14 protein-coding genes are annotated in these 13,179 nt (G+C 73.4%); 9 read left to right on the top strand and 5 right to left on the bottom strand.

What is annotated here, in order from left to right; translation table 11 throughout:
* Positions 1 to 380 precede the first annotated feature (380 nt).
* Positions 381 to 989 carry a hypothetical protein gene (locus tag F1734_RS14480; protein ID WP_017682078.1) on the top strand — a complete coding sequence of 203 codons (609 nt, stop codon included), beginning with the start codon at positions 381 to 383 and terminating at the stop codon, positions 987 to 989.
* A 10-nt stretch (positions 990 to 999) separates the two neighbouring features.
* Here the strand turns inward: F1734_RS14480 and F1734_RS14475 are convergent, their stop codons facing one another.
* A complete protein-coding gene (locus tag F1734_RS14475; protein WP_010596419.1) occupies positions 1,000 to 1,332 on the bottom strand; it encodes a hypothetical protein in 333 nt (110 codons plus the stop codon).
* Between the two features lie 207 nt (positions 1,333 to 1,539).
* Here F1734_RS14475 and F1734_RS14470 point away from each other — a divergent pair, with 207 nt between their 5' ends.
* The 7 genes from F1734_RS14470 to F1734_RS14440 all read left to right on the top strand — a co-directional run bounded on the left by F1734_RS14470 (position 1,540) and on the right by F1734_RS14440 (position 7,679).
* Entirely contained in the window at positions 1,540 to 1,878 is a 339-nt protein-coding gene (locus F1734_RS14470; RefSeq protein WP_010596420.1) for an RNA polymerase-binding protein RbpA, read from the top strand.
* A 258-nt stretch (positions 1,879 to 2,136) separates the two neighbouring features.
* Positions 2,137 to 2,502: a chorismate mutase gene (locus tag F1734_RS14465; RefSeq protein ID WP_010596421.1), complete on the top strand. Its 366-nt coding sequence runs from the start codon at positions 2,137 to 2,139 to the stop codon at positions 2,500 to 2,502.
* Between the two features lie 8 nt (positions 2,503 to 2,510).
* A complete protein-coding gene (pabB, locus tag F1734_RS14460) occupies positions 2,511 to 4,610 on the top strand; it encodes an aminodeoxychorismate synthase component I (RefSeq protein ID WP_017682077.1) in 2,100 nt (699 codons plus the stop codon).
* Positions 4,607 to 5,515, top strand: coding sequence for a prephenate dehydrogenase dimerization domain-containing protein (locus tag F1734_RS14455; RefSeq protein WP_010596423.1), 909 nt, complete (start codon positions 4,607 to 4,609; stop codon positions 5,513 to 5,515). Before pabB ends, F1734_RS14455 begins: the two co-directional genes overlap by 4 nt.
* Positions 5,502 to 6,482 (top strand): AurF N-oxygenase family protein, encoded by a 981-nt coding sequence (locus F1734_RS14450; RefSeq protein WP_017682076.1) that lies wholly within the window; start codon positions 5,502 to 5,504, stop codon positions 6,480 to 6,482. Before F1734_RS14455 ends, F1734_RS14450 begins: the two co-directional genes overlap by 14 nt.
* 109 nt (positions 6,483 to 6,591) lie before the next feature.
* A complete protein-coding gene (locus F1734_RS14445) occupies positions 6,592 to 7,098 on the top strand; it encodes a hypothetical protein (protein ID WP_234420188.1) in 507 nt (168 codons plus the stop codon).
* Positions 7,099 to 7,253: 155 nt separating this feature from the next.
* A complete protein-coding gene (locus tag F1734_RS14440) occupies positions 7,254 to 7,679 on the top strand; it encodes an Hsp20/alpha crystallin family protein (protein ID WP_010596426.1) in 426 nt (141 codons plus the stop codon).
* A 57-nt stretch (positions 7,680 to 7,736) separates the two neighbouring features.
* Here F1734_RS14440 and F1734_RS14435 read toward each other — a convergent pair whose 3' ends face one another.
* Genes F1734_RS14435 through F1734_RS14420 form a run of 4 tightly spaced genes read right to left on the bottom strand, consistent with a single transcriptional unit; the run spans position 7,737 to position 12,280 of the window.
* On the bottom strand, positions 7,737 to 8,516 hold the full coding sequence (locus F1734_RS14435; protein WP_017682073.1) for a polyprenol monophosphomannose synthase: 780 nt from the start codon (positions 8,514 to 8,516) through the stop codon (positions 7,737 to 7,739).
* Positions 8,517 to 8,551: 35 nt separating this feature from the next.
* Complete coding sequence (gene lnt / locus F1734_RS14430; protein WP_203010721.1) at positions 8,552 to 10,129, bottom strand: apolipoprotein N-acyltransferase; 1,578 nt, start codon at positions 10,127 to 10,129, stop codon at positions 8,552 to 8,554.
* On the bottom strand, positions 10,126 to 11,736 hold the full coding sequence (locus tag F1734_RS14425; RefSeq protein WP_203010720.1) for an amidohydrolase: 1,611 nt from the start codon (positions 11,734 to 11,736) through the stop codon (positions 10,126 to 10,128). Before F1734_RS14425 ends, lnt begins: the two co-directional genes overlap by 4 nt.
* Before the next feature lie 19 nt (positions 11,737 to 11,755).
* Entirely contained in the window at positions 11,756 to 12,280 is a 525-nt protein-coding gene (locus tag F1734_RS14420; RefSeq protein ID WP_010596430.1) for an FxsA family protein, read from the bottom strand.
* 99 nt (positions 12,281 to 12,379) lie between these two features.
* Here F1734_RS14420 and F1734_RS14415 point away from each other — a divergent pair, with 99 nt between their 5' ends.
* Positions 12,380 to 13,147, top strand: coding sequence for a TSUP family transporter (locus F1734_RS14415; protein WP_010596431.1), 768 nt, complete (start codon positions 12,380 to 12,382; stop codon positions 13,145 to 13,147).
* The last annotated feature ends 32 nt before the right edge of the window (positions 13,148 to 13,179 follow it).

Here is a 13,179-nt window from a genome sequence, read left to right as displayed (position 1 = left end):
AACCTCTCGGTCGGATCGACGTGGCTGTAGCTCTCTCCCCTTCGATCGTCCGCGCCCTCGAAGATGTGACAGCGGGCGCTCCCTCAAGCTAGACCACCGCGACGACATCCCGACCCGAAACCGGAGCGAAAAATCGACCCCCCGGGCCGCATCGTTTCCGAGTCGAGACCTCGACGGGGACCTGTCGCCGTCTCGACCGCAGATCGACGGGAAACTGTGACCGTTCCATCGCGGTCCGGTCACCGAATGAGCGCGAATCACGGTTTCGAGAGCCGTCTTTCGAGCCGGTTCACGGAAACGGCCCGCGCCGGCCCCGACCCCCCTATTGTCGAGCCGACCACGTCGTCGCCCGTGCCCGTCCCACCCTCGAGGAGCTCTGGATGCAGCAGCGTCGATGGACCGTTCGTTCGCTCACCGCCGCAGCCGCTGTCGCGGCGGCGGTGGCCGTGCCCGCGCACGCCGTCGCGGAACCCGAGCCCCCGGGACTGCCGCCGGACGCGTTGCGTGCGGCCGCGGCCGCGGAGTCCCCCGAGGCGCTGCGGGCGGTGGAGTCGCTGCTCGACGCGGCTCGCACCCCGGCGTTGTTCGAGCCGCCACCGCGCAACACTCCGCAGCCGTTCATGCAGCCCGCCCCCACGTTCGGGCTCGGCTGCGGGGGCGGTTTCACCCCCTACGCGATGACCACCGGATGGGCCCAGCCCGGCCCCAACGCGGTGCCCCCGGTGCAGATCGGCCAGCTGAAGATCTTCGTCTCCCCCACGATCCCCACCCTGCCCGCGCGGGCCGACCTGAAGTTCGTGTGGCTGAACATGGAGAACTTCCGCGGCGGCGTGGACACGCTCGACGACACCGTGGGCGGGGTGCCGCAGCTGTCGAAGACCCTCGACACCGGCACCGGTCCGGTGCTGTCGGCACTGTTCGGGTCCGTGCAGTACGTCGACGGCACCTTCTGCCAGGTGGTGTACACGATGGGGGCGTTCTTCGCCTGAGCGGGCCGGCTCAGCGGAGCCGTTCGGCGGCGCGGGCCAGCCGCACGAGCTCGTCGCACAGGGCGGCCAGTTCCGCCGGACCGGCGCCCTCCGCCACCGCGGTCGCGACGTCCTCGGCCGCGCACCGCACCTCGAAGGCACGGTCGGCGACAGCGCTCGCCTCCGCGGCGGTCAGGATCACCGCGTCCTCCGGCAGTCCCGCTTCCCGGGTGAGGGTGCGTTGCTCGTAGGCCCGCTGACGGCACGAGCGGCGGCAGTAGCGGCGACGGCGCCCGAGGGGGGCGTCGGCGACCGGCCGGCCACACCAGAGGCAGTTCTCCGGTTCACGGGTACGTCCGGTCATGGCCGTCCACCCTACCGGCCGGCGGAGCCGCGGCGGCCGGGGCGGTAGACTCACCCGCGCCCACGGCCGCGGGGCGGTCGGGAACCGATTCGACCGCGTGTGCGTTGACAGAAGAGGTCGGCATCCGCCGATGTCGACCGCACTGTGGACGCGCGCTCGCCCCGGAGGCGAGCGCACCGGGCGGAGCACACAAGAGAGGACACCACCATGGCAGATCGTGTACTGCGAGGCAGCCGGCTCGGGGCGGTGAGCTACGAGACCGACCGTGACCACGATCTGGCGCCGCGGCGGATCGCCCGCTACCGCTGTGACAACGGCGAGGAGTTCGACGTTCCGTTCGCCGACGACGCGGAGATCCCCGGCACCTGGATCTGCAAGAACGGTCTGGAAGGCTCCCTGGTCGAGGGCGCGGCGCCCGAGGCGAAGAAGGTCAAGCCGCCGCGCACCCACTGGGACATGCTGCTCGAACGCCGCTCCATCGACGAGCTCGACGAGCTGCTCAAGGAGCGCCTCGAACTGCTCAAGACCAAGCGGCGCGGCGCCTGACCTCAGGTCGACCGGTACGCACGAGGCCGCCCCCGGGATCCGTCCCGGGGGCGGCCTCGTGCGTACCGGGGGCGGTGCGTGTCCTGCCGGGTCGGCCGTGTTGCGCGCACGGCACAAATGGATCAAACGCCGACAGCGGCTCCGCGCGCGTGTCATCATGATCGAACACCGGCCGGATTCTCGGACCGGCGACCTCGGACGACGCGAAACGGAATGACCCACTGGGGTTTCGGGCCGCGGTACAGGGGGCGAGAAGCGATGGACAACAGCAACGACCACCGGGCGGACGCCACCGCCGAATCCGCACCGGACGACCTGCTCGACGGGCTGCGCACCGAACTCGACCGGGTCGACGCCCGGCTCCTCGATACCGTTCGGGACCGGCTGCGCATCTGTGCCCGCATCGCGCACCTGAAACAGCGGCACGCGATCCCGATGCTGCAACCGGGCCGGATGCAGGTCGTGCATGCCCGCGCCGAGTCCTACGCGCACCGCAACGACATGTCGCCGGAATTCCTGCACTCGTTGTACGCGCTGCTCATCGCGGAGGCGTGCCGGGTCGAGGACCTCATCATCGACGGTCCCGGCGCGGCGCCCGCCCAACTGCGCGAGACCCGGACCTGAGACCGGTCATGGCCGCCCCGCCGCCCGCCGGTTCGATCCGCACCCTGCTGATCGACAACTACGACTCGTTCACCTACAACCTCTACAGTCTGCTGGCCGAGGTCAACGGTGTCCCGCCCACGGTCGTCAGCAACGACACCCCGTGGGAGTCCCTGGATCTGGACCGGTTCGACAACATCGTCGTCTCCCCCGGGCCGGGCCGCCCCGACCGGGCCCGCGACTTCGGGATCAGCTCGCACGCCCTGCTCGACTCCGGTCTGCCCGTGCTCGGGGTGTGCCTCGGTCATCAGGGCCTGTGCAACCTGTTGGGCAGCGAGGTGGTGCGGGCACCGCAGCCGGTGCACGGCCGGCTGTCACGGATCCGGCACGCCGGCACCGGGCTGTTCGCCGGCATTCCCTCCCCGTTCGAGGCGGTGCGCTACCACTCGCTGGTCGTCGACCGGGTGCCCGACGACCTCGAGGCCGTCGCCTGGACCGAGGACGGACTCCTGATGGGGGTCGCCCACCGGACCCGGCCGCTGTGGGGGGTGCAGTTCCACCCCGAGTCGATCTGCACCGAGTACGGCCGCGAGCTGCTGGCGAACTTCCGCGACGCGACCCCCGCCCGGCCGCACCCACCCGAGCCGGTCCCGCCGCCCGCGCCGCCCGCGCCGCCCCCGGCGCTGGTCCTCGAAAGCCGCCGGATCGACCACCACCCCGACCCGCAGCGGGTGTTCGAGACGTTGTTCGCCGACGGTCCGCACAGCTTCTGGCTGGACGGCAGCGCCGCCACCGAACCGAACTCGCGGTTCTCCATCCTCGGGGACGGGTCGGGTCCGCGCGCCGAGTTCGTCACCTACAGCGTCGCCGAGACCCTGGTGCGCGAACAGCGCACCGGGCAGCCGGTGGCCGAGTTCCACACCACCTTCTTCGACCACATCGACCGCCGCCTCGCCGAGCGCACGGTCGCCCGGCGCGGCGACCTGCCGTTCGCGTTCGCGCTGGGCTACGTGGGCTACCTGGGGTACGAGCTCAAGGCCGACACCGGCGGGCAGCTCGTGCACACCTCCCCCATCGCGGACGCGGCGATGGTCTTCGCCGACCGCGCCGTGGTCCTCGACCACGAGACACGCTGCTGCTACCTGCTGGCGCTGAGCGAGCGGGCCGGGGAGCCCGCCACGACCGCGTGGTTCGACGCGACCGCTGCCGTGCTCGGGTCCCTGGCCGAATCCGCCGCGGCACCGGTCGCGGCCCCGCTGGTGCGGGCGGAGCAGGATCCGCGGGTGCGGTTGCGGCACGAGCCGCAGCGCTACCTCGAGCTGATCGCCCAGTCGATCGCCGAGATCCGCAGCGGCGAGACGTACGAGGTGTGCCTGACCAACGCGGCGACCGTGGACCGCAGCGTCGATCCCCTGCGCACCTACGAGACGCTGCGCGAACTGAGCCCGACCCCGTACAGTGCCCTGCTGCGGTTCCCCGAGGTGTCGGTGCTCAGTGCCTCGCCGGAGCGGTTCCTGCGGATCGGCCCGGACGGGGTGGTCGAGTCCAAGCCGATCAAGGGCACCCGGCCGCGCGGCACCACCGAGGACGCGGACCGGGCGTTGCGGCAGAGCCTGCTCGACAGCGAGAAGGACCGGTCGGAGAATCTGATGATCGTCGACCTGGTGCGCAACGACCTGTCTCGGGTGTGCGTGCCCGGTTCGGTGCACGTGCCGAAGCTGTTCGACGTCGAGACGTACGCGGCGGTGCACCAGCTGGTCTCCACGGTGCGGGGGACGTTGCGCCCGGATGCGACCGCGGTGGACTGCGTGCGGGCCGCCTTCCCGGGGGGATCGATGACCGGGGCGCCGAAGCTGCGCACCATGGAGATCATCGACAAGCTCGAGGACGGCCCCCGCGGCGTGTACTCGGGTGCGCTGGGATACCTGTCCCCGACGGGAGCGGCGGACCTGTCGATCGTCATCCGCACCATGGTCGCCACCGAACACGAGGTGGGCTTCGGCATCGGCGGCGCCATCGTCGCGTTGTCGGACCCGGCGGACGAACTCGAGGAGACGATGGTCAAGGCGGTGGCGATGCGCCGCACCCTGTCGGTGAACGAACCCTCCGAGGACGGTTCCCGCGCGTGAGCGACACGACCGGCCTCGTCGTCGTCGCCGGGGGTGCCGGCGCGGTCGGCCGGATGCTCGGTGAGGCGCTGCGCCGCGACGGCGCCGATGTGCTGGTGGTCGACCCGGCCGCCGGCGACGATCCGGGCGCGCTGCGCGACGATGTCACCGTCCCCACGGCGGCCGTGCGGGACGCGGTGCGGTGCGCCTCGATGCTGGTGCTGGCCGTGCCCGAGGCCACGGCGCTGGCGGCCGCCGCCCGGCTCGGTCCGCTGCTGTCGCCGGACGCGGTGCTGGTGGAGACCCTGTCGGTGAAGTCGGCGTGGGCGCAGGCGGGACGCGGGCGGGGGTGGTCCGCGCAGTGTGTCGGGCTGAACCCGATGTTCGCGCCGGCGCTGGGCATGGCGGGACGACCGGTGGCGGTGGTCGAGCACCGGCCCGGCCCGGCCGTCGACGCGCTGCTCGCGGCGCTCGACCGGTGGGGCGCGCGGGTGGTGCGGATGACGGCGGACGACCACGACCGGGTCGCGGCGGCCACCCAGGCGGCCACGCACGCGGCGGTTCTGGCGTTCGGGCTGGCGCTGGGACGGCTCGGCGTCCCCCCGTCGGTGGCGGCGGCGACCGCCCCGCCCCCGCACGTGCTGCTGCGGGCGCTGCTGGCGCGGATCGCCGGCGGCGCCCCCGAGGTGTATCTCGACGTGCAGGCCGGCAACCCGCACGCGGCGGCGGCCCGGTCGGCGCTGCGGGCCTCCCTCGACGAGCTCGAGGCGGTGGTCGAGACCGGATCGGTGGCCGGGTTCGCGGACCTGCTGGGCCGGGCCGCAACGCCGCTGGGCGCGGACACCGGCCGGTATCGTGAGCTGTGTGCGGAACTGTTCGCGGAACTGACGCACGAGGAAACGGAGAGCCGTCATGGCCGAGCCTGATCTGCCCGCCGCGCAGGGTCCGCTGCTCGTACCCGCGCTGCCCGACCACGATCCGCACGACGTCGTCGAGAGCGCCGTGGTGCGGGGACTGGCCCGGTCGTGGGGGCGGCGCGCCACGGTCAAGAAGAGCGAACCGGATCTGGACGAGCTGTTCGATCCGGGCCGGCTGGATTTCCCGGACGAGCTCGTGCCGTTCCACACCCATCCCGCGTACCGCGCCCTGGACGAGGGGCGCCGGGCCCGGCTGCGGGGCTGGGGCTGGATTGCGTACAACAAGAATGTCATGGACATCGAGCAGTACGTGGTCAACCCCGGTTTCGCGCTGATCACGACGGACTTCTTCGGGGTCGGGCCGTCGGACACCGTGACCGCGGGGGTGCTGCAGGCGATGGTCGACGAGCAGTACCACACGCTCATGCACCTGAACGCGAGCGCGGTGATCCGCCGCCGCCGTGGCTGGCACATGCCCGAGTCGGTGCTGCCGCCGTGCCGGACCGTGCGCGAGCACCGGGCCGCGGTGGCGGCGGCGCCCGATCCGCGGGGGCAGGCGCTGATCCGGTTGGCATTCACCACCGTCGCCGAGACCTCCATCAGCGCGTTCCTCGCTCTGATGACCGAGGACGCGGAGCTGCAGCCGGTCAATCGCACGACGGTGGCGCTGCACCGGCGGGACGAACTCAGTCACGCCTCCCTCGCCGCGGAGCTGCTGAAGATGGTGTTCACCGAGCTCGGGCCCGGCGACCGGGCGCAGCTGCTCGCGGCCCTGGCGGCGGGAATCGAGGCGTTCACCGGCTCGGATCTGGGCACCTGGGCGGCGATCGTGGACGCGGAGCGCGTTCCGGGTGGGCGGGCGATGCTCGCGGACGTGGCCGCGACACCCCCGCGGCGGGTGGTGCAGGACTGCAGCGCGATCCGCCGGTTGTGCACCGAACTGGGCGTCGTGGACGAGCTGCCCGTCACCTGGTAGAACGATCGAATCCGAACGAACGACACGATCGTTCGAGCGGTGTCCGGTTCGTGACCCGGCGCCGTTCCTCGAACGTTCGTGCGGGGGTTCGTCCTGGTAGTCTGCGGTGGTGAGCGACGCCTCCTCGGCGCCCGGCACGCCGATCGGGGCCACCCCCGCGACGGGCGGCCGCCGCAAGCAGTACGCCAACAGCGCCGAACGTGCGCGCGCCTGGCGCGAACGCCAGCGCCGGACCGCCACCCCGTCCCCACCCGCAGCGACCTCCGACCCGCCCCGGTCGGCGTCCTCTTCGCCGCCGGAGCGTGCGGGTACCCGCCTCGGCGCCGCCCCGGACCCGCCCCGGGCGGCCGGCACCGGGGCGGTGGACCTCGAGGCGACCCGGCTGCGCACCGAACGCGACGAGGCGCTGCGCTCGGCTGCCGAGGCCTGGCAGCGGGTGGCCGAACTCGAGGCCGATCTCGCGATGGTGCGCGCCGAACTGGCCGACGAGCGGGCCACCCAGCTACGCGAGGCGCGGATCCACATCGCCGAGCTGCGGATGCAGGTGGCGGAACTGCGGCGCGAACGCGGCCGCCCGGACCGGATCCCGACTGACGAACGTTCGCCGAACGCGTAGGCCCGAGTCCGAACGATCGTTTGGAGGGCTACCGGGGGTGCGAACGTTCGGATCTCGGGGGTCGGGACTTCCGGCCCTGTCGGGCGCGTCCCGCACGGAGTCGAATGGACACGGACCGACCTTCCGCCGATCCGTTTCCCAGGAGAGGAGCAGACATGTCCACTGTGCCAGCGCGCCGTTCCCGTTCGGTGTTCCCGGACCTGTCCGAGTTCTTCGACGCCTTCCCCTTCACCGGTCTACGTCCCGCTCTCGGCGGCAACCTCATCCGGGTCGAGGACCGTGTCGAGAACGGCCGGTACGTCGTGCGGGCCGAGCTGCCCGGCCTCGACCCGGAGAAGGACATCGACGTCGCGATCAACGCCGGGCAGCTCGAGATCACGGCCGAACGGACCGAGGAGAAATCCGAGGGGGGACGCTCGGAGTTCCACTACGGCTCGTTCCGGCGTTCGGTGGCCCTGCCACCGGGTGCGAAGGACGACGACGTCGAGGCGTCCTACGCCAAGGGCATCCTCACCGTCTCGATCGCTCTGGCCGAGCAGCAGCAGGCCGGGAAGAAGATCGAGGTCAAGAACGCCGAATGAGCCCCGCCGCCCGGATGGGGGTGACCGGTCCTCGACCGGCCCCCAGCCCGGCGGCGCTCAGCGGCGCAGCAGGCCGCGCAGTTTCGTCCACCGGTTGCGCACGCCCCACACGGTGACCTTGATCAGCGCCTCCTGCACGATGCTGCCGCTCATCTTCGATTCGCCGATGATCCGCTCGGTGAAGGTGATCGGCACCTCGGCGACCGTGAACCCGGCCTGCACCGCCCGCCAGGCGAGGTCGACCTGGAAGCAGTAGCCGTGCGAGGCGACCGCGGCGAGATCGAGGTGCTCGAGCACCTCGCGCCGGTAGGCGCGGTAGCCGCCGGTGATGTCGTGGATCCGCACCCCCAGCGCGAGCCGCGAGTAGATGTTGCCGCCGCGGGAGAGCACCTCCCGATGCCACGGCCAGTTCACCACCGCACCGCCGGGCACGTACCGCGAGCCGAGCACCAGGTCGGCGCCCGCGTCGATCCTCTCGAGCAGCAGGTGCAGCTGCTCGGGGGCGTGGCTGCCGTCGGCGTCCATCTCCACCAGCACGGTGTAACCGCGCTCGAGTCCCCACCGGAAACCGGCGATGTACGCGGCCCCGAGACCGTTCTTCTCGGTGCGGTGCATCACGTGGATGCGGTTCTCGCTCGCCGCGGCGAGACGATCGGCGACGTCGCCGGTGCCGTCCGGGCTGCCGTCGTCGACGATCAGCACGTGTGTGTGCGGCAGCGCGGCGTGCAACCGGCCGACGATCAGGCCGATGTTGTCACGTTCGTTGTACGTCGGGATGATCACCAGGGTCCGGGCGCTCGGCGCGCTGTCGTTCCCGGCCGGCGTCGCCGCTGCCATCGAAGGTCCTTCCTGTCGCACCGGCCGGCGGCCGGTCATCTCGCGGTGCCGGCTGCGGCCGGCACGGTGGTGCTCCGCCCGCGTGTGCGCACCAGCGCCACGCCGACGGCGGCGACGGCCCCGACGCAGAGCACGAGCTCCGGGATCGGTCCGAGCCGAGTAGCCAGCGTAGCCGTCGCGCGCAGCGGCACCTGCGCCACCAGTACCTCGGGCACGAACAGGGCGCTGCGCGTGGTGACCGTGCCGTCGGCCGCGACCACGGCGCTGACCCCGCTCGTGGCGGCCACCACCACGGCCCGGCCGTGCTCGACGGCCCGCACCCGGGACATCGCCAGCTGCTGGTAGGTCATCTCCGTGTCGCCGAACGTCGCGTTGTTGGTGGGCACGGCCAGCAGGTGCGCGCCGGCGCGCACCGAGTCCCGCAGTGCCCGGTCGAACGCCACCTCGTAGCAGGTGGCCACCCCGATCGGGATGCCCGCGGCGTGGACGGTGCCGTCGCCGCTGCCCGGCACGAAGTGCCCGGCCCGGTCGGCGTAGTCGGAGAACAGCCGGAAGAACGAGCGGTACGGCAGGTACTCGCCGAACGGCTGGATGATGCGCTTGTCGTGCCGCTCCCCGGGCCCGGTCGCCGGATCCCACACGATCACCGAGTTGGTCGTGGTGCCGTCCCCGTTTACCAGCACGGCACCCACCAGGATCGGGGCGCCGACCGCGGCCGCCGCGGCGCCGATGTCGGCGGCGGCGTCGCGGTTGCGCAACGGGTCGATATCGGAGGCGTTCTCCGGCCAGATCACCACGTCCGGGCGCGGCGCGGTGCCGCCCCGGACCCGGTCGGCCAGCTCGAGGGTGCGCGCCACGTGGTTGTTCAGCACGGCCTTGCGCTGGGCGTTGAAGTCCAGACCCAGCCGCGGCACGCTGCCCTGGATCGCGGCGACCGTCACGGTGCGCTCACCCGCCTCGGGGGCGGGCAGCGCCGGCCAGGTCGCCAGGGCGAGCAGCGGTGCGGCGACGGTCGTCGCCGCGGCCCGCAGCAGCGGCGACCGCTCCCGGTGCCCGCGGGTGTAGCGCAACCCGGCCCGCGCGCACGCCCACAGCCCCGTGCCGGTCAGCGCCACCGCGAACGACACCAGCGGCGCACCGCCGACCGCGGCGAGAGCGACCAGCGGCCCGTCCGGCTGACCGAACGCGAGCCGGCCCCAGGGGAACCCGCCGAAGGGCACGCTCGCCCGCAGGTACTCGGTCAGGCTCCAGCCGGCCGCGATCCACACCGGTGCCCCCGGCAGGGCCCGCACCTGCACCGCGACCACCCCGAACAGGCCGACGAACACCGCCTCGGCGGCGGCGAGCGCCAGCCACGGCACCGGGCCGACGTACTCCCCGACCCACGGCAGCAGCGGCACGAAAAATCCCAGGCCGGCGAGGTAGCCGTAGCCGAAACCGCCGCGGCGGCGCAGCGTCCGCGCCCCCAGCACCGCGGTGAGCAGGGCGATGCCCAGCGGCGCGAGCAACCACAGCGGACGCGGCGGGAAACTCGCGAACAACAGCAGCCCCGCCGTGACGGCGGCGAGGCTGCGGACCACCACCGGCCGGGCGGCGGCGCGCGACCCGATCACCGGGCGTACACGACGCGGCCGCGGTGCACGCTGCGCAGCAGCACCGGATCGGGCGTGCCCGGCTCGAGATCCGGCAGCGGCGCCACCCGCGACCGCGGGTCGGTGGACCAGCGCTGCACACTGTCCTTCGGCGCGCTGACCACGAGCTCGTCCGCGTCCCAGACCGCGTACGACGCGGGCGCCCCGGGGTCGAGGGTGCCGGCGATCCCGTCCCGCACCCCGCCGGCGCGCCACGCCCCACGGGTGGCGGCGGCGAACGCGGCGCGGGGGGAGATCCCGCTGCCCGGGGTGCGGTGGTGCACGGCGGCGCGCAGCATCGGCCACGGCCGGGCCGCGGTGACCGGCGCGTCCGAGCCGAACGCGAGGGACATGCCGGTCGCGGCGAGCGGCGCGAACGGGTTGAGGCCGGCGGCGCGGTCGGCGCCGAGGCGGGTGGCGTACAGCCCGCCCGGTCCGCCCCACAGCGCGTCGAAGCTCGGTTGCATGCTGGCGATCACGCCCCAGCCGCCGAGCCGCTCGCCCTGCGCGGCGGTGACCATCTCGAGGTGTTCGAGCCGGTGTCCGCGGGCCGCGACGGCCGGGCCGCCGAGGTCGGCGACGACCGCGGCGAATGCCTGCACCGCGGCGTCGACGGCGGCGTCGCCGATGACGTGGAAGCCGGCCTGGATGCCGGCTTCGGTGCAGGCCCGCAGGTGCGCGGTCATCTGTTCGACGGTGAGGTAGGCGGTGCCGCAACAGTCGGGGCGGTCGGTGTACGGCGCGGCGAGCCACGCGGTGTGGGAGCCGAGGGCGCCGTCGACGAACAGGTCGCCCCCGAGGGCGTGCCCGCCGGTGGCGGTGAGCAGCGCCCGGGCCTGCTCGGCGGTGGTGACGGCCTCCCCCCAGTAGCCGCGGACCTGCACCCCGTGGTCGGTGGCGAGCAGTTCGGCGAAGTCGTCGCGGCCGGCGATGTCCGGGCCGCCGCATTCGTGCACGGCGACGATGCCGTGTGCCGCGTAGTCGTCGAGGGCGGCGGCGCGGGCCCGGGCGCGTTCGGTGGGGGTGAGCAGGGCGCGGGCGGCGGCGCGGACACCGTGGTGCGCGGCCGCGGTCAGCGGGCGCTGCGGGTGGTAGCCGTCGAGTCCGGCGAGGTCGGCGGCGGCGCGCAGCGCGGTGGAGGCCGCCGCGGAGTGGGCGTCGACGCGGGTGAGGTAGACGGCGCGGCCGGGGGCGGCGGCGTCGAGGTCGTCGGTGGTGGGGGCGGTGGGGTCCAGCCAGCGGGTCTCGTCCCACCCGTGCCCCCACACGACGGCGCCTGCGTGCCGGGCGGCATGGTCGCGCACCTGGTGCAGCGCCTCCTCGCGGGACCGCGTGTCGGACAGGTCGAGACCGGTCAGGGCCAGGCCGTGCGCGGTGACGTGCACGTGGGTGTCGACGAAGGCGGGTGCGACGAACGCCCCGTCGAGGTCGACGATCTCGGCGTCCGGGTGCAGGGCGCGGCCGGGCCGGTCCTCCCCCACCCACACGACCTGCCCGTCGGTGACGGCCATCGAGGTGGCGTCGGGGGCGCTGGCGCTGTAGATGCGGCCGCCGACGAGGAGCTGAGTGTGCGGTGCGGGGGACTTCACGGCTACCCAGTGTGCCCCGTTACGGCAGGTGCGGACGGTGCGGGGGGTCGACGATCTCGCCCTCGAGCACGGTCCCGGCTCCGGAGGCGGGGGTGTCGAGGCGGGCCGGGCCGACCACGGTGTGCTCGACGACCTCGCCGTCGACGATGACGACGCGTTCCCCGCGGAAGGTGCCGCCCCGGGCGGCGGAGGCGGCGACCCGGCGGGCGGCCAGCGCCCGCACGAGCGGGCGCAGCAGCGCGCGGGTCGGGGGCAGCAGCAGCAGAATTCCCGCGGCGCTGGTCACCGGTCCGGGTACGAGCACGAGCCCGGCACCGGCGCCGACCAGTGCGCCGTCGGTCAGGGCCCGGTCCGCGCCGGCGGCGCTGCGGACCCGGCCCAGATTCTGCAGGGCACGGCGGCCCTGCGCGGCGAGCACCAGGTAACCGAGGACGCTCACCCCGAGGAACACCAGGATCGTCGTGCCGATGCCCAGGGTGGACCCGAGCCACGCCAGCACCCCGATCTCGACGACGACGTAGGCCAGGAACAGCAGCGCGATCATGGGGTGATCCTTCCAGCTGCCGGGAACGGTGCGGCGGTCATATCCGCTCAACGAGCGGCGCCGCGGTTTTGCTCCCGGCCGCTGTGATCGAATGGCCGCGTGGGTGCGGGCGACTGGGCGGTTCTGATGGTGGCGGCGACCGCCGCCGGGTGGGTCGACGCCGTCGTCGGTGGGGGCGGGCTGATCCTGTTGCCGGCGCTGTTCGTCGTCGCCCCGCAGCTGACACCGGCGGCCGCGCTGGCGACGAACAAGCTCACCGCCCTCTGCGGCACCGGCGCGGCGGTGGTGACCTTCGCGCGGCGGATCCGGCTGCAGTGGCCGGTCCTGGCTCCGGCGGCGGTCCTGGCCGCGGTCGCGGCGGCGGCGGGTGCGGCGACGGTCTCGCGGATCGACAAGGACCTGTTCGTTCCGATGGTGATGGTGGTGCTGGTGGCGGTCGCGGTGTTCGTGACGCTGCGGCCGCAGGTCGGCACGACCCTGGCGCACGAACCGCCGACGATGCGGCGCACGGTCCTGGTGGTGCTGACCGCGGCCGCGGTGATCGGCTTCTACGACGGCCTGCTCGGCCCGGGCACCGGCACGTTCCTGATCATCACGTTCGCGACGCTGCTCGGCACCGAATTCGTGCGGTCGGCGGCGATGGCGAAGGTGATCAACCTCGGGTCCAATGTCGGGGCGCTGGTGTATTTCGCGGCGGCCGGGTACGTGTGGTGGTCGCTGGGGCTGGCACTGGCGGTGTGCAATATCGCGGGCGCGGTCGTCGGGTCGCGGACCGCGCTGCGCCGCGGCGCGGGGTTCGTGCGGGCGGTGCTGCTGATCGTGGTGCTGGTGATGGTGGTGCGTCTGGGCTGGCAGCAGTTCGGGTGAGCCGACGCGCCGGGTGCGACCCAGTACGGTGG

Source organism: Rhodococcus ruber (assembly GCF_016804345.1).
GTDB lineage: Bacteria > Actinomycetota > Actinomycetes > Mycobacteriales > Mycobacteriaceae > Rhodococcus > Rhodococcus ruber.
The sequence above is the reverse complement of the archived record's forward strand: the minus strand, read 5'-3'. Positions and strand labels throughout refer to the sequence as shown.

Coding starts and splice junctions, on each gene's coding strand:
- F1734_RS14480 (WP_017682078.1), top strand. CDS start 381: ATGCAGCAGCGTCGATGGACCGTTCGTTCGCTCACCGCCGCAGCCGCT.
- F1734_RS14475 (WP_010596419.1), bottom strand. CDS start 1,332: ATGACCGGACGTACCCGTGAACCGGAGAACTGCCTCTGGTGTGGCCGG.
- F1734_RS14470 (WP_010596420.1), top strand. CDS start 1,540: ATGGCAGATCGTGTACTGCGAGGCAGCCGGCTCGGGGCGGTGAGCTAC.
- F1734_RS14465 (WP_010596421.1), top strand. CDS start 2,137: ATGGACAACAGCAACGACCACCGGGCGGACGCCACCGCCGAATCCGCA.
- pabB (WP_017682077.1), top strand. CDS start 2,511: ATGGCCGCCCCGCCGCCCGCCGGTTCGATCCGCACCCTGCTGATCGAC.
- F1734_RS14450 (WP_017682076.1), top strand. CDS start 5,502: ATGGCCGAGCCTGATCTGCCCGCCGCGCAGGGTCCGCTGCTCGTACCC.
- F1734_RS14440 (WP_010596426.1), top strand. CDS start 7,254: ATGTCCACTGTGCCAGCGCGCCGTTCCCGTTCGGTGTTCCCGGACCTG.
- F1734_RS14435 (WP_017682073.1), bottom strand. CDS start 8,516: ATGGCAGCGGCGACGCCGGCCGGGAACGACAGCGCGCCGAGCGCCCGG.
- F1734_RS14420 (WP_010596430.1), bottom strand. CDS start 12,280: ATGATCGCGCTGCTGTTCCTGGCCTACGTCGTCGTCGAGATCGGGGTG.